This window comes from Gottschalkia purinilytica, assembly GCF_001190785.1.
Classification (GTDB): domain Bacteria; phylum Bacillota; class Clostridia; order Tissierellales; family Gottschalkiaceae; genus Gottschalkia_A; species Gottschalkia_A purinilytica.
Genome location: NZ_LGSS01000001.1, coordinates 39,007 through 61,330 on the forward strand (window position 1 = coordinate 39,007; position 22,324 = coordinate 61,330).

The 22,324-nt window shown below is 28.1% G+C and carries 21 protein-coding genes, 1 riboswitch and 2 other annotated features (1 of these 24 cut by a window edge); of the genes, 3 read left to right on the forward strand and 18 right to left on the reverse strand.

Annotated elements, in window-relative coordinates:
- Positions 1 to 119, reverse strand: a binding site (T-box leader); it reaches 89 nt to the left of the window's first position.
- A 67-nt stretch (positions 120 to 186) separates the two neighbouring features.
- The 7 genes from CLPU_RS00240 to CLPU_RS00265 form a co-directional block, all read right to left on the reverse strand.
- A complete protein-coding gene (locus CLPU_RS00240; RefSeq protein ID WP_050353631.1) occupies positions 187 to 1,374 on the reverse strand; it encodes an AI-2E family transporter in 1,188 nt (395 codons plus the stop codon).
- A gap of 48 nt (positions 1,375 to 1,422) precedes the next feature.
- Positions 1,423 to 1,584: a hypothetical protein gene (locus CLPU_RS16850; protein ID WP_097677513.1), complete on the reverse strand. Its 162-nt coding sequence runs from the start codon at positions 1,582 to 1,584 to the stop codon at positions 1,423 to 1,425.
- Positions 1,585 to 1,637: 53 nt separating this feature from the next.
- Positions 1,638 to 2,174 carry a PRC-barrel domain-containing protein gene (locus CLPU_RS00245; protein WP_050353632.1) on the reverse strand — a complete coding sequence of 179 codons (537 nt, stop codon included), beginning with the start codon at positions 2,172 to 2,174 and terminating at the stop codon, positions 1,638 to 1,640.
- A gap of 61 nt (positions 2,175 to 2,235) precedes the next feature.
- Positions 2,236 to 3,330, reverse strand: coding sequence for a tRNA 2-thiouridine(34) synthase MnmA (gene mnmA / locus CLPU_RS00250; RefSeq protein WP_050353633.1), 1,095 nt, complete (start codon positions 3,328 to 3,330; stop codon positions 2,236 to 2,238).
- A gap of 102 nt (positions 3,331 to 3,432) precedes the next feature.
- Complete coding sequence (nifU, locus tag CLPU_RS00255) at positions 3,433 to 3,867, reverse strand: Fe-S cluster assembly scaffold protein NifU (protein WP_050353634.1); 435 nt, start codon at positions 3,865 to 3,867, stop codon at positions 3,433 to 3,435.
- The gene (nifS, locus tag CLPU_RS00260) at positions 3,868 to 5,046 is read right to left on the reverse strand and encodes a cysteine desulfurase NifS (protein WP_050353635.1); all 1,179 of its coding nucleotides are present in this window, start codon (positions 5,044 to 5,046) and stop codon (positions 3,868 to 3,870) included. It abuts the gene before it with no gap.
- Positions 5,047 to 5,094: 48 nt separating this feature from the next.
- Positions 5,095 to 5,544, reverse strand: a complete 450-nt coding sequence (locus tag CLPU_RS00265) for an RrF2 family transcriptional regulator (protein ID WP_050353636.1) — start codon at positions 5,542 to 5,544, stop codon at positions 5,095 to 5,097.
- A gap of 512 nt (positions 5,545 to 6,056) precedes the next feature.
- Here CLPU_RS00265 and CLPU_RS00270 point away from each other — a divergent pair.
- Positions 6,057 to 6,929, forward strand: a complete 873-nt coding sequence (locus tag CLPU_RS00270) for a formate/nitrite transporter family protein (RefSeq protein WP_050353637.1) — start codon at positions 6,057 to 6,059, stop codon at positions 6,927 to 6,929.
- Positions 6,930 to 7,011: 82 nt separating this feature from the next.
- On the opposite strand, the gene CLPU_RS00275 is transcribed toward CLPU_RS00270, so the two are convergent.
- Positions 7,012 to 7,704, reverse strand: a complete 693-nt coding sequence (locus tag CLPU_RS00275; protein WP_235436070.1) for a hypothetical protein — start codon at positions 7,702 to 7,704, stop codon at positions 7,012 to 7,014.
- A gap of 106 nt (positions 7,705 to 7,810) precedes the next feature.
- Here CLPU_RS00275 and CLPU_RS00280 point away from each other — a divergent pair, with 106 nt between their 5' ends.
- A complete protein-coding gene (locus CLPU_RS00280) occupies positions 7,811 to 9,970 on the forward strand; it encodes a hypothetical protein (RefSeq protein WP_050353638.1) in 2,160 nt (719 codons plus the stop codon).
- Here CLPU_RS00280 and CLPU_RS00285 read toward each other — a convergent pair.
- Positions 9,963 to 10,259, reverse strand: coding sequence for a putative Se/S carrier protein (locus CLPU_RS00285; protein ID WP_050353639.1), 297 nt, complete (start codon positions 10,257 to 10,259; stop codon positions 9,963 to 9,965). The two genes, CLPU_RS00280 and CLPU_RS00285, sit on opposite strands and share 8 nt — an antisense overlap.
- A 92-nt stretch (positions 10,260 to 10,351) precedes the next feature.
- Here CLPU_RS00285 and CLPU_RS00290 point away from each other — a divergent pair, with 92 nt between their 5' ends.
- On the forward strand, positions 10,352 to 11,629 hold the full coding sequence (locus CLPU_RS00290; RefSeq protein WP_050353640.1) for a M14 family zinc carboxypeptidase: 1,278 nt from the start codon (positions 10,352 to 10,354) through the stop codon (positions 11,627 to 11,629).
- 129 nt (positions 11,630 to 11,758) lie between these two features.
- Here the strand turns inward: CLPU_RS00290 and CLPU_RS00295 are convergent, their stop codons facing one another.
- The 9 genes from CLPU_RS00295 to CLPU_RS00335 form a co-directional block, all read right to left on the reverse strand.
- The gene (locus CLPU_RS00295) at positions 11,759 to 13,381 is read right to left on the reverse strand and encodes an S-layer homology domain-containing protein (protein ID WP_050353641.1); all 1,623 of its coding nucleotides are present in this window, start codon (positions 13,379 to 13,381) and stop codon (positions 11,759 to 11,761) included.
- 516 nt (positions 13,382 to 13,897) lie between these two features.
- On the reverse strand, positions 13,898 to 14,146 hold the full coding sequence (locus CLPU_RS00300; protein WP_050353642.1) for a hypothetical protein: 249 nt from the start codon (positions 14,144 to 14,146) through the stop codon (positions 13,898 to 13,900).
- Between the two features lie 107 nt (positions 14,147 to 14,253).
- A complete protein-coding gene (locus tag CLPU_RS00305) occupies positions 14,254 to 15,045 on the reverse strand; it encodes a lipid II flippase Amj family protein (RefSeq protein WP_050353643.1) in 792 nt (263 codons plus the stop codon).
- 104 nt (positions 15,046 to 15,149) lie between these two features.
- A complete protein-coding gene (locus CLPU_RS00310) occupies positions 15,150 to 16,907 on the reverse strand; it encodes a Na+/H+ antiporter NhaC family protein (protein ID WP_050353644.1) in 1,758 nt (585 codons plus the stop codon).
- 117 nt (positions 16,908 to 17,024) lie between these two features.
- Positions 17,025 to 17,202: riboswitch (Lysine riboswitch) on the reverse strand.
- 93 nt (positions 17,203 to 17,295) lie between these two features.
- A complete protein-coding gene (locus CLPU_RS00315) occupies positions 17,296 to 17,832 on the reverse strand; it encodes a TDE2712 family protein (RefSeq protein ID WP_235436071.1) in 537 nt (178 codons plus the stop codon).
- Between the two features lie 33 nt (positions 17,833 to 17,865).
- Entirely contained in the window at positions 17,866 to 18,360 is a 495-nt protein-coding gene (locus CLPU_RS00320; protein ID WP_050353645.1) for an SEC-C metal-binding domain-containing protein, read from the reverse strand.
- Between the two features lie 178 nt (positions 18,361 to 18,538).
- The gene (asnS, locus tag CLPU_RS00325; protein WP_050353646.1) at positions 18,539 to 19,930 is read right to left on the reverse strand and encodes an asparagine--tRNA ligase; all 1,392 of its coding nucleotides are present in this window, start codon (positions 19,928 to 19,930) and stop codon (positions 18,539 to 18,541) included.
- 74 nt (positions 19,931 to 20,004) lie between these two features.
- Positions 20,005 to 20,248 (reverse strand) — a binding site (T-box leader).
- A gap of 242 nt (positions 20,249 to 20,490) precedes the next feature.
- Positions 20,491 to 21,810 carry an AAA family ATPase gene (locus tag CLPU_RS00330; protein ID WP_050353936.1) on the reverse strand — a complete coding sequence of 440 codons (1,320 nt, stop codon included), beginning with the start codon at positions 21,808 to 21,810 and terminating at the stop codon, positions 20,491 to 20,493.
- A 123-nt stretch (positions 21,811 to 21,933) separates the two neighbouring features.
- Positions 21,934 to 22,254: a DUF4870 domain-containing protein gene (locus CLPU_RS00335; protein WP_050353647.1), complete on the reverse strand. Its 321-nt coding sequence runs from the start codon at positions 22,252 to 22,254 to the stop codon at positions 21,934 to 21,936.
- Between the last annotated feature and the right edge of the window lie 70 nt (positions 22,255 to 22,324).

A 22,324-nucleotide genomic window follows, 5' to 3' on the forward strand; every position in this document is an offset into this window, starting at 1 on the left:
AATAGATTCAAGGTTTTAACTTAAGGGTTGCTTCAATATATTAGTCTAAATACTTTCCAGCCAAGAGTATTCTCTCTATAAGACTTCATATATTTACTACTCCCTATCACTGTCTCTAAAATATATATAATTATTTATTATTAATCATGTTTATAATTAGGATTATAAATAAAACATTTTCTTTTGTCAATATTTCTGTGCCTTAGACATTTTATCTACTATAACATTCATAAATATTCTTAAAATAGCAGTTACCGGAACTGCTAATAACATTCCTAAAATTCCAAAATAACTTCCTCCTATTAATAATGATAGCAAAACAACGACTGGATGTAATCCTACACTTTCACCTACTATCTTAGGTGATAATACATTACTCTCTAATTGCTGAATTACTATAAACATTATTAAAACCCACAATGCTCTAATAGGAGATTTCAGCAGTGCAAATATAATAGCCGGAATAACACCTATGATAGGTCCAACATATGGAATTATATCAAACACTCCTGCTATTATACCTATTATTATGGCAAAATCTATACCTAATATTAAAAGCATTATAGTTGTAGCTATACCAACAAAAGTAGCTACTATAAGTTGTCCTCTAATAAATTTACTTAGAATCATGTCTATTTCTCTACTAACTCTAATAACTTCCCTCCTATATTTCTTAGGTATAGCTAAACAAGCTTTCTTTTTAAATAGATCTTTATCTTTTAAAAAATAGAATGTTAATATAGGAATTATTATAAAATTAAGTACCTTAGAAAATGACTTTATAATTGAGCCCATTATTCCTTTAAAGGACATTAAAACCATACCCTGAATTTTTTCTAAGTTTTCTGAAATAACGTCGTTGAAAGCTTTAAACTCTGATGGTAAATTTTCTATATGTTTATAATACTTATCGTATAAATGGTCAGAAAAGTCATAAATTTTATTAAAATACTGTGGTAATAATTTTATCAGTTTTTCAAACTCACTAGAAATTTTAGGTACTATGGAAAAAGTAAGTAATACCAGTATCAATACTAATACTAAATATACTATTAAAGTTCCTAGCCCTCTTTTTATTTTTCTTCTTTCTAAAAAATTTACTATAGGATTAAGTAAGTAAGCAAGTATAATTGAATAAAATATCATAAGTAATAATTCCTTTATGGTACCATCGCTCTTAAGAACTGCATATATAGTTATCAAAACAATAATAATCATCAAAGTAGTTAATATGTTTCTTTTATTAATTATAAATCTTTTATCGGCTTGTACATATCTATTTCCAATATTGATAAAATAATATATTCCTAGTCCAAGTAGTATCGTTATAAATATTGTTTGTAAAAATTTTGATATATTAAATATATAACTCATATTTACTCCCCAACTTATGTATTAATAAGGCAGTTAAAACTGCCTTATTTAGAATATACCTATGTTATCCAAAACATTATACATCATTTTTTTACTTGCTTTCATAGCTTTCTTTCTTTGTCTAGGACTCATTCTAGATACTGCTACCATACCAGCTGTAGCTCCAATAATACTACCTGTAATAATACCTGATAAGAATCTTCCATTCATTCTTTTCACCTCTTTAATTAGGTTTTGGTATATTATTAGTTTGTGATATTTTATCAAAGTAATTCTAGTAACTTTTTGTATTCATTCTTATATTTGTAAAATTTATCTTTTAATTCATCATTAACTATTAACACATCTTCTCCAAAAGTTATTCCTAAGTCATTTGGAAGGACATTTCTTCCGTCTTTTATATCATCTATAAATCCATCTGTTAATATAAATCCCATAATTTTACCTTTATTTTCATCTAATAGTATATCTTTTATATGTCCTAAACTTTCTCCATCTTCTGTTAAAACTTCTTCTTCTATTATTGATTTGTTATCACTCATAATTATACTGCTTATTTCTATATCAGAACTCGATTTTTCTACTACTTTGCAATCCTCTACGAAAACAGCATCTTTTCCTATAGATTTTATTGAACAAAATTTTATTATTTCTGCATCTTTAAATATACTTTTATCACTTATCAATAATCCTAATACTCTAAATCTTTTTTTAGAGTATATAACTTCTCTTACCAAACCTACTTTTTCACCATTTTTACTTAATACAGGAAGTCCTATAATTTCACTTTGCTTAATCATATTTATAACCTCTCTTTAAACAAAGTAGTAGTATTATTATGTCTCAAAATAGTATAGAATATTATTTAATTTTTTTTGATATAGTTCCTCCACCAACAACTATATCCTCTTCGTAAAATACAATAGCTTGTCCTGGTGTTATTGCTCTTACAGGTTTTTCGAAAACAACCTTAACTTTACTATCTGCTAAAGGATATACTGTAGCTAAAGTTTCTTTAGCTGAATATCTTATTTTGGCTTTTACTTTTATTGGTTCTTTGATTTTATCAATAGCTATAAGATTTATATCATCAGCAATAAGCTCTGTTCCAAAAACTTCACTTTCATCTCCTATTACAACTGTATTTGATGATGTATTTATATCTGTAACATAAGCAGGTTTTCCTAGAGAAAGTCCTAGTCCTTTTCTTTGCCCTATAGTATATCTTGTTATTCCTTTGTGTTTTCCTAAAATATTTCCTTTATTATCCACAAAGTATCCCTCATCAATTTTATAATCTGCATGTTCATTTATAAATTTTCCATAGTCGTTATCTGGCACAAAACATATCTCTTGACTATCAGGTTTTTCAGAAACTATTAATCCTAGTTCCCTAGCTATATCCCTTATCTCTTCCTTATTGTTATAGTCTCCAAGAGGCATTAAAGTATGTTTAAGCTGATCTTGAGTCAGATTATATAGTGCATATGTTTGATCTTTTTCTATTGCATTAGATTTTTTTAAAATATATCTTTGTTTTTCTTCATTATATAAAATTTTAGCATAGTGACCCGTTGCCACATAATATGCATCTAATAAATTTGCTCTTTTTAAAAGTTCCTCAAATTTTACATATCTATTACAAGCTATACAAGGATTTGGAGTTCTTCCAATTCCATATTCTTTTATAAAATAATCTATAACTGTCTTTTTAAAAATATCTTTAAAATTCATAACATAAAATGGAATGCCAATTTTGTCAGCCACCATTCTAGCATCTTCTACTGCTGAAAGAGAACAACATCCACCTTCTTTTTCTAAAACATCTGGATCTTTATCTTGCCAAATCTGCATGGTTACTCCGATAACATCGTATCCTTGACTTTTCAATAAATAAGCTGTAACAGAGCTATCGACTCCTCCACTCATTCCTACTACAACTTTTTTCTTATCCATCTTTTCACCCCTATAAAAATAGTATACTCAATTCATATATTATTTATTAAAATCCAATTATATCATAAAAAAACTACTGTTAAAAACAGTAGCTTCTTATTGTTATTCGTGGTCTCCATGATCATGTGCATCTTCATTTGGATCAAAATTTTCTAACCCTTTTATCTGTATGCCATTTTTCTTTGAATAGTCAAGTAATGCTGATTTTATAGCTTGTTCAGCTAAAACAGAACAATGCATTTTTACGGGTGGTAATCCATCTAATGCTTCAGCCACAGCCTTGTTAGTTATTCCTAAAGCTTCATCTATTGTCTTTCCTTTTACCAATTCAGTTGCCATACTTGATGAAGCAATAGCTGAGCCACATCCAAAAGTTTTGAATTTAACATCTGTAATAATTCCATCATCTATTTTTAAATACATTTTCATTATATCTCCACATTTTGCATTCCCTACTTCTCCAACACCATCTGCATTTTGAATTTCTCCAACATTTCTTGGGTTTGAGAAATGATCCATAACTTTTTCTGAATACATTTAAGCGTTCCCCCTAACTTTTTCGTATAATGGTGACATTTGTCTTAATCTATTTACTATGATACCCAAGTTTTCTACAACATAATCTATATCTTCTTCGTTATTAAAATCTCCTAAAGATAATCTAAGTGATCCATGTGCAATTTCATGAGGTAATCCAATTGCCATTAGCACATGTGATGGATCTAGTGAACCAGAACTACAAGCTGATCCACTTGAGCCTGCTATTCCTACCATATCAAGACTCAATAATAATGCCTCTCCTTCTATGAACTCAAAAGAAAAGTTAACATTACCAGGTAGTCTCTTCTCTGGATGACCATTTAATCTAACGTAATCTATTTTTGACATAACATCATTAATTAATTTATTTCTTAATTTTAATAACTTTGAATTATGCTCTTCTAAATTGTTTGTTGCTAGCTCTATTGCTTTTCCTAGTCCAACAATCCCTGGTATATTTTCTGTACCAGCTCTTCTACTTTTTTCCTGAGCTCCTCCATGCATATATGGATGTACTTTTACTCCTTGTCTTATATATAAAGCTCCTACACCTTTAGGTCCATATATTTTATGAGCCGATAGTGACAACATATCTATGTTCAGTTCTTCAACATTAATAGCAACATTACCTATTGCTTGAACAGCATCTGTGTGAAAATATATACCTTTTTGATGAGCTATTTCACCTATTTCTTTAACAGGTTGAATAGTTCCAATCTCATTATTAGCAAACATTATAGTAATGAGTATAGTCTCATCTTTAATACTATTTTTCAATTCATCTAGATTTATTAGTCCATATTCATCTACATCTAAATATGTCACTTCAAACCCTTCTTTTTCTAGATATTCACAAGTATTAAGTACAGCAGGATGTTCTATTTTAGAAGTTATAATATGGTTACCTTTATTTCTATTGGCAAAAGCTACCCCTTTTATGGCCCAGTTGTCAGCCTCTGATCCACCACCTGTAAAATATATCTCTTTAGGTTTAGCCCCAATGGATTTAGCTACTTTTTCTCTGGATTCATCTAAAGCTTTCTTGGATTCTCTACCTACTCTGTATACACTAGATGCATTTCCAAATTTCTCTGTAAAATAGGGCATCATAGCATCTAGAACTTCTTTTTTTATAGGAGTAGTTGCAGCATTATCCATATAAATTTGTCTTGTCATCTTTTATCTCCTCCTGAAGTAATCACTATCAAACAGTTAAATCATCCTCTATATATAGTACATATATTCATTGTTACTATTCATCTTTATATAATCATCTATCATATCTTGAAGTGTTATAGAATCAATAACACTATTAATACTATCTCTAATTTTTACCCATACAGTTTTAGTAACACATATAGATTCTTTATCACATTTATTAGGATTATTGTCTACAGCACAATCAACTGGAGCAATATCTCCCTCTAAAGTTCTTATAACAGCTCCAACAGTAATTTTATTAGGTGGATCTACAAGCATATATCCCCCTTGTGCTCCTCTCACACTATTAACTAATCCATTTTTCTTAAGAACAGCTATTAATTGTTCAAGATAATGCTCAGATATACCTTGGCTATCTGCTATATTCTTTAATGGAACAGGACCTTCTCCATAGTGTAAAGATAACTCAAACATAGCTTTAAGACCATATCTTCCTTTAGTAGATAATCTCATTTAATCACCTCTCTCAATTCCAACTGTTTCACTTGGTATTATGTAATAAGTATATTATACCCTACTAGTTTTGTCAACATTCAATTATTTTTTATTTTTTTTAATTTATTATAACCCATTTGTTAATTCATATAGACCTACTTGAAATAATAAAGTTAATATATTTTATCTTAATTATACCCTATTATACTCTTATTTATAATTTTTGAAAATTATTTATTAAGTTCTTTTATATATAAAATTGGCTATTTAAGTATCACTTGTTACGTTTTAAAAAAGTTAAGATATTATTATTTAACGACATAGCTAGTTTTTTTGTGATTATAGACAATTATCCGTAAATTTGTAACAAAATAAACTCATTTCTAGTTAACACAGTGTACTTATCATCTTGACATTGTAAAGTAAATAATATATAACTTAATTTGGACGAATTGAAACTGTTCATTGTATACTTTATACTTAAATTTTTTGGGTATGAATATAAAAATAGATTATAAGGGGGTCAATTGATGGATAAAAAAATGCTTACACCAGCAGAAGTTTGCCAAGAAACTGTTAATATTGGTGTTAAAAAAGGAGCTAAATCCCACTTTATTCAAACATGTATATCTGGCATTCTTGCCGGTGCATTTATAGCTATGGGTGGATTCGCTGCATCTGTTTCATCACATAGTATTGCAAACTATGGACTATCAAAACTTGTTGCGGGTGCAGTTTTCCCGGTAGGATTGATACTTGTTCTCATATGTGGAGCTGAACTTTTTACAGGTAATAACCTTCTTATTGTTGCTTTTACAGAAAGAAAAATAACAGCATCACAGTTCTTAAAAAATCTTATAATAGTATATTTTTCAAACCTTTTAGGTGCAATAATTATAGCTTTTATGATATTCAAAGCTGGTTTGTTAAGTGGTAATGAAAATTTACTAGGGGCTTATGCCTTAAAAGTTGCAGCAACTAAAGGAAGTCTTAGCTTCTCAAGTGCATTATTTAGTGGTATACTCTGTAACTTTTTAGTTTGCTTAGCCGTTTGGGGATCTTATGCTGCTAAAGATATAGCTGGTAAAGTTCTAATAACTTGGTTTCCTATAATGGCGTTTATTATTTCAGGGTTTGAACATAGTGTTGCAAATATGTACTATTTTTCAATAGGAATGTTAGCTAAAACGAATTCAGATATTATATCAGTATCTAAGCTTACTCAAGAAAAACTTTCTCATGTTAATATATCAAGTGCTATAAGTAACTTAATACCTGTTACTATAGGCAACTTAATAGGTGGTATATTTTTTGTAGGACTTGCTTATTGGGTAATTTATAACTATGCACCGGGCTTATTAAAAAGTGGAAAAAAAGATCTTAGTTTAAATGAATCAAAATAAAGTCAAGTAACAATTGTTACTTGACTTTATTTATTTAATGTATGTTATTTAGCTTTAGTCTGTCGACAGATACTTTTATTAATTAATCATCAGGAAACAGATCTTCAAATTGTGGCGGGAAGAAATCAGGGAATTCTTCAAATTCAAATACATCACAAATATCCCCTGGTGTAAAATCTTCACACTCTGGTGGTTCTGGACAGAATCCAAATGCCGGAATGAGAAGTTGAACTCTTCCTACTACTTTTATTATTATAAACGTACCTACAGCAAATGTTATGATACCGTCACAAGATATTTGTATTTGACCTAAAATTCTAGAAGCTGTCTCTATAACTATTTTAAAGTCAAATTCATCCCTAGATTCTGGCATAAATAATACTATATCTTTTATAACATCTGGTAAAAATCCTGTTATTACTTCTCCATCAGTTGTTCTTACCTCGAATGGTATTCTTAATGTAAATCTCACTCTCTTAAAGTTTGGTCTATTGGGTATTTCACTTATATTTAGTGTTCCATCAACTATAAATCCTTCTCCAAATTTAATACTACATACCTTTTTGTCTCCAATATTAATTTCTACGTTTGGAAAGCACTCTCTACTCTGGCAATGTGCATAAACTTTATCTGTTATTATACACACCGTCTCTGTTATACAATTTAAGAAATCTTCAGTTATACTTTCTCCTGGTGAAAAGTCTTCAGCTGCTAGTTCTTTGATACTTGTATCATGCATAGAATTTAAACTTAAATTTCTAGATTTAGTGTCCATATTTTCACTCCTTTTATTTTAATAAATTCATATCTACTGTCATATTATGAATTATAATAACTTTGGTGCTACTTTATTTATTATTTTTTAAAGGGAGTGATAAAAAGTGAATTCTTATTTTAAACAAAGCTTTATTTTGAAAGCTTCATGTGGTACCTCTTATAATTTTTACTTTAACAATAACAATGGAATTGACTGTGACGTATTTAGTGTCAATAATTATATTATTGATACTAACACAATTGTTGATAAAGATGTTTTAGATTTTTCAGTTGAAATTGACTCAAAAGACAATATACACTTAGTTTGCATATCTACTAATGGATGTTTAATTTATTATATTTATTCTCAAGGTACTTGGTTAAACAAAAGAATAACCTATTTAGATTTAAAATCAAATATATATAAATACTTAACTTTAGTTGTTAATAAAGAGAGTATTTATATTTTATGCGCTTATTCAAATTTAATAAGTGCAGGAGTTTGGACTATTCAATACATTTCACTTAAACCAAAACTAGAAAAAAGAAACATAATTAGTATAACTTCAGGCAGAAATTTTAGTCCATTTTATATATCAATTGATACTTTTGATAATGTTCACTTAGTTTATACGTGTATGAGTAACAAGATTAATAATATATATTATACAGTTTTTAATCCTTCTGTGAAAAAATGGCCTAAATATCCTCAAAAAATATCTAATTGCGAATATAATAACCTAGAACCTTATTTATTTATTGATAGTAGAGAAAATATTCATATAGTATGGAATCAAATTCAATCTAACAAAATTAAAATAATATATAAAATTCTCAACTACAATTCCACTAAGAAAAATAGATGGAAAGAAATAGGTCTTCCTTTTATGAGCGAAAACTCTATTCATCCAATTGTATTTGAAGATAAAAGTTCATTAAAACTTCTATATAATAAAGAAGGAAGCATAAATCAATTAATTTCTAATAATAATGGTTATTCTTGGGAAGATAACGGAATTGTAGAAAATATTTCACCTAGCAACTTACATCTTGTGAAATTTTCTACTAACGACGTAAAAGATCATAGTAAATATAATATTTCTTATACCTATGCAAATATAGAAAAGTCTATTAAACTCTTATTCTCTGACATCTACATTGATAAAAATAAAGAGTTAGAAAAAAAAGCTAGCAACAATATTCACACAAATACAAATGTTGAAACTAAATGTAACTTTATAAGTGACCTTCCACATATGATAATAGAAAAAGATTCTGAGATTAATAGTGAAGTTAATACATTAGAAAATAAGCATGTCTCAAGCAATCTATCTGAATCTATATTCTCTAACGAAATACAAGCCAAAGTTAGCAACAATACTTATGAAAATACAAATATTACAGTTGAAAATAACTTGCATAATAATATAATATCAAAAGATTCTGATACAAAAAATGAAGTTAAAATATCTGAGGATAATCTCGTAGATAATAACTTACCTAAAGAAATGACTAACATACCTGATATAGATAAGTCTTTTATAATATCTAAAGAACCTAAACAAGAAAGTATAAATACAATTAATAAAGATACTTTTGAAAATATTTCAATCGATAAGAATAATCCACATAAAAATTTAACTGATAACCTTGATATTGAAAATCAATCATCATCTGACAAAGTAAAAAGTGAAAATAGCGATAAGATTGATGAAGATATAAACATTGAATCTGAAACTAACTCGAAAAATGATCCAACAATAGAGGATTCTAAATCTAATGATGATATTACTGAATCTGAAAATGAGAATAGTGAAAATAGCCCAGTAAAAGAGGAAATAGATGAACTAGATATTGAAAATCAAATTATATCAACTGATGAAATAATTGCTCTTGATAATGACACTTTTGAAAATTTTATGTGTAATATTAAACATGATATAGAGTACATATTACTAAAGTCTCAAAATTTAAATGAAGTTAAAAAGCAAATAGAGAAAACACTACATAATAATACTCTATATTTGCAAAAAGAAATATCTAATAAAAACGAATATTTAGACATATTATTTAAAAATATAAATTTCCTTGAAAGTAGTTTAGATAATTACAAAATAGAAAATAAAAAATTTATAGAACTTTTGGAAGAAACAAAAGAAAAATATAACAACAATTTTGATAATATAGAAAAAATTGAATCATACCTGATTCAATTAAAAGAAATGGCTGAAAACCAGCCCAATAATAATAGTTTTTTTAGAAAATTACTTAATCTATTTAAATAACATTTTTTACTTCTGTTAATACCTTTTTACCATTTATTTTTGCAACATGATATACTCCAGATAAACAGCTACTTAAATCACCATGTAGTCTTCTTATATATTCTATGTCATTTAATCTATTAAATTTTATAGAATAACTACATCCTCCTTTAAGCTGACAGGGTGTAGATATTAGCTGAAAAAATGTATATCCTTTTTTTTCCAGATTATAGAATATTTGAATAGCATGATTTTTAGATCTAAACACTGCAATAAAATACTCTCTATTACTTAAAGTTTTACTTTTCAAACTATCAACTCCTATAATTGTTTATTTTATATAATAATATATTTAAAATATAAATTATTTGTTCCTATATATTATAAAAAGGAGGTATTTTTATGAGAATTCCTAGTCTTAATTCAAAGGGTACAGATGTTAAAGAAGTACAGTCTATATTAAAAAAATTAAATTACTATGAAAGTAACATAGATGGTATATTTGGAGAAAAGACTCAAGAAGCTATAAGCAAGTTACAACAAGATAATAATCTTGAAATTAACGGAAAATTAGATATCAAAACCTATTCATATATAAGAAGCTTACTCTTAGGTTATTATAGATATAAAGTCAAAGGAAAAAATACTATAGAAAATATTTTAGAAAAATACAATACATCCCTTGACCATGTTATATCATCTAATCCAAATATAGATTTAGATAATATAAAGAACAATGATGAAATTATTATTCCATATGACTTAGAAATAGTTAGAACAGATATAGATTATACTTATGAAATACTAGAGCGTAATATATCAAGTTTAAAAACAATATATCCTTTTATAGAAGAAGGTGTAATTGGAAATAGTATATTAGGCAAAAATATTTACTATTTAAAAATTGGAGAAGGCCCTAATCATGTTTTCTATAATGCTTGTCATCACAGTTTAGAATGGATTACATCTTTACTCTTAATGAAATTTACAGAAAATATTTGTAATGCATATGTAAAGAATGAAAGTATTAGAGGATATGATATTAAAGATTTACTAAGCAAGTCATCTATATTTATAGTCCCTATGGTAAATCCAGATGGAGTTGATCTGGTTTTAAAAGGTCTTGATCCTACTAGTAAGTATTATGGACGATTAATAAAACTAAACAAAGGTAATTTGAATTTTTCAACAACTTGGCAATCAAATATTAGAGGAGTAGACTTAAACCATAATTATAATGCTTCATGGAAGCAATCAAAGTTTTCCGAAAAACAGAACAAAATATATGGACCAGGTCCTACACGATATTCAGGGGATTTTCCTGAATCAGAACCTGAGTCTAAAGCTTTAGCCAATTTTACTAGATTCAATGATTTTAAAATGGTCTTAGCATATCATAGTCAGGGAAAAGAGATATATTGGAATTATAAAAATATGGCTCCAGATATTTCTAAAGATATTGGGGAAAAATTTTCTAAAGTCAGTGGATATAAGCTTTCAGAACCTGAAGGTATGGCATCTTTTAGTGGTTATAAAGATTGGTTTATTTCAAAATTTAAAAGGCCTGGATTTACCATAGAGGTCGGAGAAGGTACAAATCCACTCCCTATCTCTCAGTTTGAGGAAATATATAATGATAATGAAGAAATATTGCTTATGGCCCCGTCATTAACTATATAAATAGACTTCCGTAGATGTGAACTGGACCTAATTTAAGTAGAAATAAAAAATCTACTTAAGTAGGTTCACATCATAGGAAGTCTATCTTCTTATTTCCCTGGAAACTTTAATTACTTTATCATATTGTTATTATATTTGATTTAAATCTTTAGATAATCTATACATTATTGCAGCTATTTGAGCTCTTGTAGTTTTTTCATAAGGCTTAAAGTATCCTCCTTCAAAACCTTTTAATACTCCTAATTCAGTCATATTCATTATAGCATCATATGACCACATTTTACTATTTACATCTACAAAAGGATTTTTAATATAACTACTTTTATATTTTGTTATTCTACTAATCATACTTGCTACTTGTTCTCTAGTTACAGGCATGTCAGGAGCAAACGTATTGTTTTCAAATCCACTTACAAGTCCATTTTCTCTTGCTATTTGTATATAATTATAAGCCCAATGGGTTTTAGACACATCTTTGAATTGAACTTGATTTCTAACTACATAATTTTCTAAACCTTTTGCTCTAACTAAAATAGTAGCTGCTTGAGCTCTGGTTAAACTACTATCAGGTAAAAATTGCGTCGAAGAAATTCCATTCATCCAATTTCTTTCTATAACATATACAATCTCTTTATTTGCCCAATGTCCTATTATATCTTTAAAATAACTATTATTTAACCATACCTTATAGTAATTCCATATATCAGGATTCTCTTGACCTAATCTCCAACTACCTGCTCCTTTTAAGTTATATTTACTTACTAAACTTAGCTTTGCTTTTAAAGAATCATTATTTTCAAACCAAAGTATATAGTCTCCAATTGAAAGCTTTTTACCACCAACAATAGCCTCTGGACTTTGAGGTGTTATACTAAATTTAGCAACAGGTGACTTCTTATTTTCATCATATATAACACTCGCATTATATTTTTTTATAAGTTTATCTACAGTTTCTAAAGCAACAGCATATCCACCTCTTGACTCTGAGCTGTTCCAATATCTTCCATAAAACGGCAATGTTACTACAATCTTATTAGATGATACACCATTATTTAAAGCATACTTAATTGAATTCTCAACAAAAGAATAACTAGAAACAGGACTAGGAGGTGCACCTTCATATCCTTCATCATAAGTCATTATTATTAAATAATTTGAATGATAAGCTAAATTTTTATAATCATATGATCCATGCCATCCTGTAGTAAATCCTCTTGGATTAGATCCAACAGCAACTGATATTTCTTTATCCCTAGGAAGCTTATTTCTTATTATTCTTACTAAGTCTGTATGAGCGTCTCTATCTTCTTCCGTTAGATTTTCTATATCTATGTTTATACCATCTAAATCATATTCCTTTATAGCTTGTACTATTTGATTCGATAAAACATCTCTATTATTTAAAGCTGCTCTTCCAAGCGTTCTATCCCAGTGATTACTTATAAAAGGCATAACTTTTATTCCTTTGTTATGCATTGTTTTTATAAAATATGTATCCACTCCAGTAAGTTTTAAAGATCCATCGCTATTGAGATTAAAGTAATTTGGAGAAACCATATTTAAAGAACCATTAGTACGTTCTATATTTGATATGTAAGAAGCAGAATTACCACCATATAGATACGTCATACTAAGTTTTTCATCGCTTGATGCTACACTTATATTATCTTTAAATCCTATATTGATAATAAGACATAAGTATGTAAACATAATAATAAATATTAACTTCGAACTTATCAATCGTTTACTCATTTTATCCTCCCTTTATAATCAGTCTTCCAGCTTTTTTATTTATAAACAATATTTTTATAGTGCCTAATTAAAATTCATCATAAAATATTATTCAATTCGTAAGATATTTAAAAATAAAGAAACTTCATAATATATTTTAAAATCTATATTAAAATTACAAAGTTTTTAAAATAAATAAAAGTTAATATAGTCAATTAAAGTTTCATAAAATATATTACATAGAAAATATATACTAATTTGAAAACTCATTGTACGATTTATCCTTTTAATAATTTCTGTCTTAACATATAGTAGAATGTTATCATAAACTATCATAAAGCAAAAGGTCATTTTTACTGGTAAATTTGTAATTATATATGTAATAGATTACTAATATAATCAATAAATATATATTTAATGATTATATTAGTAAATCTATAACTTTAAATTTTTTAACCATTTCAATTAAAAAAGGTACTATAAGTAATAATAGTACCAACTAACATGTTTATATAAAATATTATTATGAACATAAGTTTATATTTTGTCTTTAAGTTCATAAATTTTTTTCTCTATATCTTCTATATCTCTAGTAATAGATTCTCTCTTTATATTATTGCAATCTTCAGAGTTACTATCTTGAATAGCTAAACATGCTACTATTAAAGCTAAAATATCTCCTATTACGACAAAAAAAGCTGCAATTAAAGCTAATTGTTCAACGTTTATACCATTGCATTTATCACTACCATTCGAACTTTTAAATATATGACTCAATATTTTCATAATATATACTCCTTCCAAACTATACTACATAAATATATTAAGTAAAATTAGTATCGTTATTATATTATGAAAATACTTCAAAAAATGTTTATCTTTTTTAATTCTTACTATCTATATATTAAAGCAATAATATTTGCACTTGGAATTAGTAAAATTTGTCCTAAAAGTGTTCCGACTAGCTTAGAAACTATAAGTAAAGTAACTAGAGATTTTACATCATTATAACTTCTTTCTCCTCTAAGTACTTGGTCTGTTATAATTGCTGATTTTGGATCTACAAATATCGTTAGTAAAATAGTTGCTATACCATTTACCATACCTGATGAAGCAGATGCTGCTATACGACTTGACGATGATACTAAAGTAGAAGCATAGAAAGATGAATACATACCTACAGTATATATTCCTGTTATTAAGGTATTTAAAATTATTAGTTTTTTAGGAATATTTTTAATGTTTAGTTTCTCAATCATACTTTTTTTAGGTAAAGATGTCTTTTTAGCTATACGTTTTATATTGGAAATACTTAAAGACTGACTAACTAATAAAGGGACTGATCCATATACCTCAAGCTTAGAAACAGCAACTTCAAATATTCTAAGAAAAGTTGGCATAAAAAAAATTCCAACTACAGTACCTATAGTAGATGAAAATACAAGTAACCTAAAATCCATAATAGGATCTATTTTTTTACTTATACTATATCCAACTATTGTTCCTATTAAAGGAGCTAGAAAAGTATTTGCTGTTCTTGAAATGAGAACAAATATATTAAAGAGAGAAGTACATAGTGCATATTGTTTATTTTTAACAGAACTTAGTCTTACTGAATATGCTAATGTCTCTACCGTATGAATCATAGCAGTAAGTATCATAGCCATTAATAAAGTATAGCTCATATTAACCATCTCCAATTTTTGTTGTCATGTATATATTATATAACAAAAGTCACATCATTAATACGACGTGACTTTTATTATATAATATTTATTTAATATAAAGCTTATTTTTCTGAATTTTTCGCTTCCTCTTCAACTTCTACAGGTTTACCTATTAATCGTACTATTAAGAAAGTAACCATAATTCCCATGCCAAGTACAGCTATTACTGGCATTCCTAAAGCTGCTGGTATATATCCAAATACTACTGTAACTATTGCTATTGCTATTGCATAGTAAAGTTGAGTTTTAGTATGATCTATATGATCACATGCAGCTCCCATAGAAGATAAAATTGTAGTATCTGATATTGGACAACAGTGATCACCAAATATAGCTCCTGTTAACACAGCTCCAACACTTATTATAATATACGAACTATCAGGTGATATTGAATGTGCAAGAGGTATTGCAAGTGGCATTAATATTCCCATAGTGCCATATGAAGTTCCAGTTGCAAATGAAATTATAGATCCTAGTATGAATATTATAGAAGGTAGTAAAAACTTTAATGATTTTAATACAGACTCAGGAGAACTTTTTAATATATTTATTAAGAATTGAGCTGTTCCTAGTTCTTTTATTACCCCACTTAATGACCAAGCCAAAAGAAGTATTACTCCTGTTATAACTAAAGATTTCATTCCTTCTATCCAAATATCTATTGCTTCTCCAAAAGTAAATAATTTTTGTTTTAATCCCATTATCAAAGCAACTATAGATGCAAGTAATGCTGCTTGAAATAAAACCACACTAGCATCAGCTGCTCCAAAAGCTTCTCTTATAGCAACAAAAGATATTGGAGAATTTTTTAATATTTCTATAATTGCAGTATCCTTTCCAGCCATTATAGAAACATATCCATTATAATAAAATCCTAATAACGATCCTATCATTAATACCCCTATTGGTATGATAGCATTCCATATGCTTAGCTTTATTCCTTCCTTAGGCTCTAATGCAGTCGTTTCACTTGATACCATTGGTTTTGCATTATCATCAAGAACCTTTCCTGTTTTTCTAGCTCTTCTTTCAGCTTTTAGCATAGGGCCAAACTCTCTTAGTAGTATAGCAGTAAATAGTATAAATAAAAGCATTAATATATTATAAAATCTGTAAGGTATAGTAGATACAAATATATTATATGGATTTACTGTCTGTCCTATAGCTTTATATCCATCTCTAATTAAGCTTATCTCATATCCTATCCACGTAGAAACTAATGCTATACCTGCTATTGGTGCAGCTGTACCATCAACTACAAAAGCTAATTTTTCTCTAGAAATTTTCAACTTATCTGTAACAGGTCTCATAATAGGTCCAACTATTAATGAGTTAGCATAATCATCAAAGAAAACTAAGATTCCTAGTATCCAAGTTACAATTTGTGCACTTCTAGGAGTCTTCGCTTTTTTAGCTAAAGACTCTGCTACAGCCTTAGCTCCTCCCATTTTAGAAACTAAAGCAATAAGTCCTCCAATAGTTAAACACTGAAGTATTATTCCTGCATTCCATGGATCTGCAAGCGATCCTAGTATTTTATCTATTAGAGACATGAATCCATGAAACAATGCTCCAAATATATTATGATTATTTAGTTCCAATAAGAAAGTCCCTGCTAAAACTCCTAAAAACAATGACATAACCACATTTTTAAATATAAAAGCTAGTACAATTGCAACAAGTGGTGGGAGTAAAGTGATTAGTCCATATTTTGCTGCATTTAGATCGGCTATATCTTTTCCTTCTGCAAATACAGGAGCAGATATCATAAATAACGTTAACAATATAGATAAAATAATTATTCCATAATTTTTTTTCATATTTCTCCTCCTTAATTTTACTGAATAAATATGGAGGAAAGTCTATCTCAAAATAATAAAACCTTGAGCTTACACTCAAGGTTATAGACACATATTAATAAAACTGTGTTTATAATTTTGAATGATAGCTCTCCACAAATATAAATTTGTGACAGTTATACGCATATTCTACGTATAACCAGTCATATAGCCCTTGAGTTTAGGCTATATGCTTCGGCAATATCTCCTTTCATATTGTTTCATCGTACTCACCTCTACAATACTACTAATAGATATTGCAACCTCTACCTATCCTTATTTACTCATTGCTATGATACAATAATATCTATAATTAGTCAATAGTCTTTCTCTTCTTATACTTAAATTAACTACATGTTCATTAATATTATTACTTTTTTAATAATTCTCTTATTTTAGTTTCTATATAGTCAGTTATTTCTAAATCTCCTATATAAGTGTTGTCATCTTCAAAACTTGGCTTAACTCTAAAAAAGTTTATTATAAGTTTATTTTCAACTATATAATATTCTTCAAGATGAAGGGGTGAAAATATAACTTCTATTTCATCGTATCTTGAACTTTCTTCTAAATCTTTAACCCTATCTACTATAACATCTAAATTAAGCTTTTTTAATGGCTGTACCATTAAATCAGTATATTCCAAATCTTCCATCATCCAAAGATTGTTATTCCAAAATCTTCCTTCTTTTTTATTGTTACTTGAAAATAATTCTCTATTTGTAACTGCACTTAAAGCTCTTCTAACTGATTCTGCATTAAATTCAGAGTCATAGACATAAGTAAATCCTTCCATGTTTGTAACATCATTAATGTATTTCTCTGAAACTTTTTCTTTTTCACTTGTAGATTGCCAAAAATAAAGCATAGCTTCTATTAGTTCTAGGTTTACTTTAATTCTTTGCACCTTTAACTACCTCCATAGAATATAGTTATTTTATTATTTGCCACAGCATTTTTTATATTTCTTACCACTTCCACATGGACATGGCTCATTTCTACCAATCTTTTTAACAGTAACAATTTTTGATCTTCTATATTCTTTAGTTATTTCTTTTCTTCTTTCTGCACTAAGTATTTCTTCCCATTCTGGTAATTCATATAACCAAGGGGCTTTAGCATCTAACATATTATAGTATAATTTTTCAAAATCAATATCTAAAGTTATGTTACTTTCTTCTTCTAATTCTTCAAGATTTACTTCTTTAATTAAACTTGTATTTATACCATCTATGAATCCTGCAAAACTAGTTAAATCCATATCATATTTTTTAGCTAATTCACTAACCGTTCCTGTAATGACATTATCTTTTTTAGCTAATATTTTTTCATATACATTTTTTTCTTTTTCTAAATAAGCTGTCCAAAATTTATCTGATTCTTCTTTGGTCATTTCTTTATATGCTATATCAGACCATTCTTTATATATTTTCATTATTATTTCTCCTTTCTATTATTAATTCCTTTGTAATTATAACACTTAAATTAGCTTTGTTAAATATATATTTATTCTCTAATTTAGTATTTTTACAAACAAACTATAATCTAATTTTATGCAATCTTCTTAGCCCTCAAATTAAATAGTAAGACTGCTATAGCAGCCTTACCATTCTTTAAAATTCTGCTGATTTAACTGTTCTTGGGAAAGGAATAACATCTCTAATATTACTCATTCCTGTCATATACATTATTGCTCTTTCAAATCCTAGCCCAAATCCAGCATGCTTAGTTCCACCATATTTTCTTAGATCTAAGTACCACCAATAATCTTCTAGATTCATTCCCATTTCTTTTATTCTAGCTTCTAATACATCTAGTCTTTCTTCCCTTTGGCTACCACCTATTATTTCACCTATTCCTGGAACTAATAAATCCATTGCTGCAACAGTTTTATTGTCATCATTAATTCTCATATAAAAAGCTTTTATATCTTTAGGGTAGTCTGTTACAAATACAGGCTTTTTAAATACTTCTTCTGTTAAATATCTTTCATGTTCTGTTTGTAAGTCTAATCCCCATTCTACAGGATAATCAAACTTATCATTAACTTTCTCTAAAATATCTACAGCTTCTGTATAAGTTATCGTTTCAAAATCTGAATTCACTATGTTCTCAAGTCTTTCTATTAATCCTTTATCTACAAAAGAATTAAAAAACTCCATTTCTTCTGGTGCATTTTCCATAACATATCTTATTATATATTTAAGCATGTCTTCTGCTAATTCCATATCATCTTTTAAGTCTGCAAAAGCTATTTCAGGTTCTATCATCCAGAACTCGGCAGCATGTCTTGTAGTATTGGAATTTTCTGCTCTAAAAGTTGGTCCAAAAGTATATATATTTCTAAAAGCTAATGCATAAGCTTCTCCTTCTAATTGTCCACTTACAGTAAGATTCGTTTCTTTTCCGAAAAAATCTTTTGAAAAGTCAATTTCTCCATCATCTGTTTTAGGTGTATTTAATAAATCTAAAGTTGTTACTCTAAACATATCCCCTGCACCTTCAGCGTCACTTCCTGTTATTATAGGAGTATGTACATATACAAATCCTCTATCTTGAAAAAATTTATGGATAGCATAAGCAGCTAATGAACGTACCCTAAATACTGCAGAAAAAGCATTACTTCTAGGTCTTAAATGTGCTATGGTTCTTAAATACTCAAAAGAGTGTCTTTTCTTTTGAAGAGGATATTCTGTACTTGATAACCCTTCTACTTCAATTTTTGTTGCTTTAATCTCAAATGGCTGTTTAGCATTAGGAGTAGCTTCAAGTTTTCCCTCTACAATTATTGAAGAGCTTATTGGCAATTTTGAAATCTCATTGAAATTCTGTAAAGTATCATCAAATACAACTTGAATATTTTTAAAGAAACTTCCATCATTGACTTCTATAAATCCAAAAGCTTTAGAGTTTCTTAGAGTTCTTATCCATCCTGATATAGTAACTGATTGATTAATAAACTTTTCAGTATTTCTATACATCTCTTTAATTAGTAAACTTTTCATATTTATCCTCCTTCTTAACATATAGTTTTTATAGTGTATTAATAATTTTTTGCAAAAATAAAAGCCTTTCTCCTCGAAGGGACGAAAGGCTTAGTTCGCGGTACCACCCTAATTGTCATAGAAACAACCACTCTAAAACAGTACTTAAAATACTGCTCACTTTTAACGGAGTGAATCCGTCTAAGTCTACTTTCTTCTTATAAGATTTCGATTAGAAACTCAGAGATGTTCTTCAATATAGATTTCATATCAGTCTTCCACCATCACTGATTCGCTATAATTACCTTCTATATCTACTCTTCTCATCATAGTCTTAATATAAGATCACATTAATTAGATATTATAATACTTTGGAATATTTTTGTCAAATATTTAATATATAATGTAAAGTTATATTTATCGCATTATTACAAATCTCTAAAATTATTTTAAGTTATATTCTATATAGATATTTTTCTATTTATATTCCATAACTTAATAAATACAGTACTATAAGTATATCCAAATAATTAACTATTATTTCATATTACTTAGTTAAATGTATAACTTATATACTTGTATTAAGCTTTATTTAATTTATTAAGATATTCCTTTATGATCTTCTCATATCCATTTTCTGTTGGATCATAATACGTAGTTCCAACAATATTATCTGGTAAATACTGTTGTTCTATATACCCACCCTTATAATTATGAGGATATAAGTATCCCTTTCCATTTCCTAAGTTAGAAGCTCCACAGTAATTACTTCCTCTTAAATGTAATGGAACACTTCCCATCTTTTTATTTTTTACATCTTCTAATGCTTTATCTATTCCTATATAACTTGAGTTGCTTTTTGGAGCACATGCTATATATACCGCTGCTTGGGCTAAAGGAATTCTTCCTTCAGGCATTCCAATTATATTAACAGCTTCAAAAGCAGAAACTGCTACATTTAATGCTTGAGGATCTGCATTACCAACATCTTCAGATGCACATATTATTATTCGCCTTGCTATATATTTAGGATCTTCTCCCGCATAAATCATCTTTGCAAGCCAATAAAGAGTAGCATCTGGATCTGATCCTCTCATACTTTTTATGAAGGCTGATATAGTATCATAATGTTCATCTCCATTTTTTTCATACTTAATTGCTCTTTGTTGAACACATTCTTGTATTATATCTAAAGTTATCTTTATAACTCCATTTTCATCAGGTAGTGTAGTTAAAACTCCTAATTCCAATCCATTTAAAGCTATCCTAGCATCACCATTAGAGATATTAATTAAATGTTCTAAAGCATCTCTTTCCATTTCTATGTTAAATTCACCTAGACCTTTGTCTTTATCTTTCAAAGCTCTTAGTATAGCTATCTCAATCTCTTTATCGCTAAGAGCTTCTAATTTAAAAATCATAGATCTTGAAATAAGAGCTTTATTAACTTCAAAATATGGATTTTCAGTAGTAGCTCCTATTAAGATTATAGTTCCATTTTCAACATATGGAAGTAATGCATCCTGTTGACTTTTATTAAATCTATGTATTTCATCTACAAATAATATAGTTTTTTGATTATACATACCTATTCTTTCTTTAGCTCTATCAACGACTTCCCTAATTTCCTTTATTCCAGAAGTAACTGCATTTAGTTGATCGAAGTGCAACTTAGTAGTATTTGCAATTACTTTTGCTAAAGTTGTTTTACCAGTTCCAGGAGGCCCATATAAAATAATTGAACTTATTTTATCAGCCTTTATAGCTCTATATAAAAGCTTATCTTTTCCAATAATATGACTTTGTCCTATATATTCTTCTAATGAAGTTGGTCTAATTCTGTCTGCTAATGGTGAAGATTTTTCCAAGCTTCTTTCTGCACTAAGAGTAAATAAATCCATTATATCACACTCCAAAATATCTCCTTTTGTTCATTATACCAAAAAACTCTTATCAACAAAAATCAATGTTGATAAGAGCTATTTTTCACTGATAACAAGATGATACTACCTTTGTTTTATAATTTATCTCACAAATCTTCCTGTAATAGGATATGAATAATCTATACCATCTACTACCCTTACCACTGCTACTATTGGTAGTATAACTGCTAAAGCTGATAATATCAGCATCATAGGAATTCCAATCAAGATTATACTTAGTATTAAGCTTATTGCAAACCCCACAAATATTCCTATATGAAAAGCCAATGCTTCTTTTGCTTGTTGTTTTACGAAAAAATCATTAGAAACTAATAGTACCACTAATGGCGCTATTATAGGCAACGCTATAAAACCTCCTAAATGACACAAAGCACATAATAGTTTTTGTTCTGTAGTTAGCATCTATTCCAGTACCTCCCTTTTATCAAGCACTAATATATTATAATATATGTCCGCCTACATTAAAAGGAGA

Bases quoted from the DNA above. Each gene is read 5' to 3' on its own strand.
- CLPU_RS00310 (WP_050353644.1), bottom strand. From the start codon at position 16,907: ATGAAAAAAAATTATGGAATAATTATTTTATCTATATTGTTAACGTTA.
- CLPU_RS00270 (WP_050353637.1), top strand. From the start codon at position 6,057: ATGGATAAAAAAATGCTTACACCAGCAGAAGTTTGCCAAGAAACTGTT.
- asnS (WP_050353646.1), bottom strand. From the start codon at position 19,930: ATGAAAAGTTTACTAATTAAAGAGATGTATAGAAATACTGAAAAGTTT.
- CLPU_RS00265 (WP_050353636.1), bottom strand. From the start codon at position 5,544: ATGAGATTATCTACTAAAGGAAGATATGGTCTTAAAGCTATGTTTGAG.
- CLPU_RS00330 (WP_050353936.1), bottom strand. From the start codon at position 21,810: ATGGATTTATTTACTCTTAGTGCAGAAAGAAGCTTGGAAAAATCTTCA.
- CLPU_RS00295 (WP_050353641.1), bottom strand. From the start codon at position 13,381: ATGAGTAAACGATTGATAAGTTCGAAGTTAATATTTATTATTATGTTT.
- CLPU_RS00245 (WP_050353632.1), bottom strand. From the start codon at position 2,174: ATGATTAAGCAAAGTGAAATTATAGGACTTCCTGTATTAAGTAAAAAT.
- nifU (WP_050353634.1), bottom strand. From the start codon at position 3,867: ATGTATTCAGAAAAAGTTATGGATCATTTCTCAAACCCAAGAAATGTT.
- nifS (WP_050353635.1), bottom strand. From the start codon at position 5,046: ATGACAAGACAAATTTATATGGATAATGCTGCAACTACTCCTATAAAA.
- CLPU_RS00300 (WP_050353642.1), bottom strand. From the start codon at position 14,146: ATGAAAATATTGAGTCATATATTTAAAAGTTCGAATGGTAGTGATAAA.
- CLPU_RS00335 (WP_050353647.1), bottom strand. From the start codon at position 22,254: ATGCTAACTACAGAACAAAAACTATTATGTGCTTTGTGTCATTTAGGA.
- mnmA (WP_050353633.1), bottom strand. From the start codon at position 3,330: ATGGATAAGAAAAAAGTTGTAGTAGGAATGAGTGGAGGAGTCGATAGC.
- CLPU_RS16850 (WP_097677513.1), bottom strand. From the start codon at position 1,584: ATGAATGGAAGATTCTTATCAGGTATTATTACAGGTAGTATTATTGGA.
- CLPU_RS00290 (WP_050353640.1), top strand. From the start codon at position 10,352: ATGAGAATTCCTAGTCTTAATTCAAAGGGTACAGATGTTAAAGAAGTA.
- CLPU_RS00275 (WP_235436070.1), bottom strand. From the start codon at position 7,704: ATGGACACTAAATCTAGAAATTTAAGTTTAAATTCTATGCATGATACA.
- CLPU_RS00240 (WP_050353631.1), bottom strand. From the start codon at position 1,374: ATGAGTTATATATTTAATATATCAAAATTTTTACAAACAATATTTATA.
- CLPU_RS00305 (WP_050353643.1), bottom strand. From the start codon at position 15,045: ATGAGCTATACTTTATTAATGGCTATGATACTTACTGCTATGATTCAT.
- CLPU_RS00320 (WP_050353645.1), bottom strand. From the start codon at position 18,360: ATGAAAATATATAAAGAATGGTCTGATATAGCATATAAAGAAATGACC.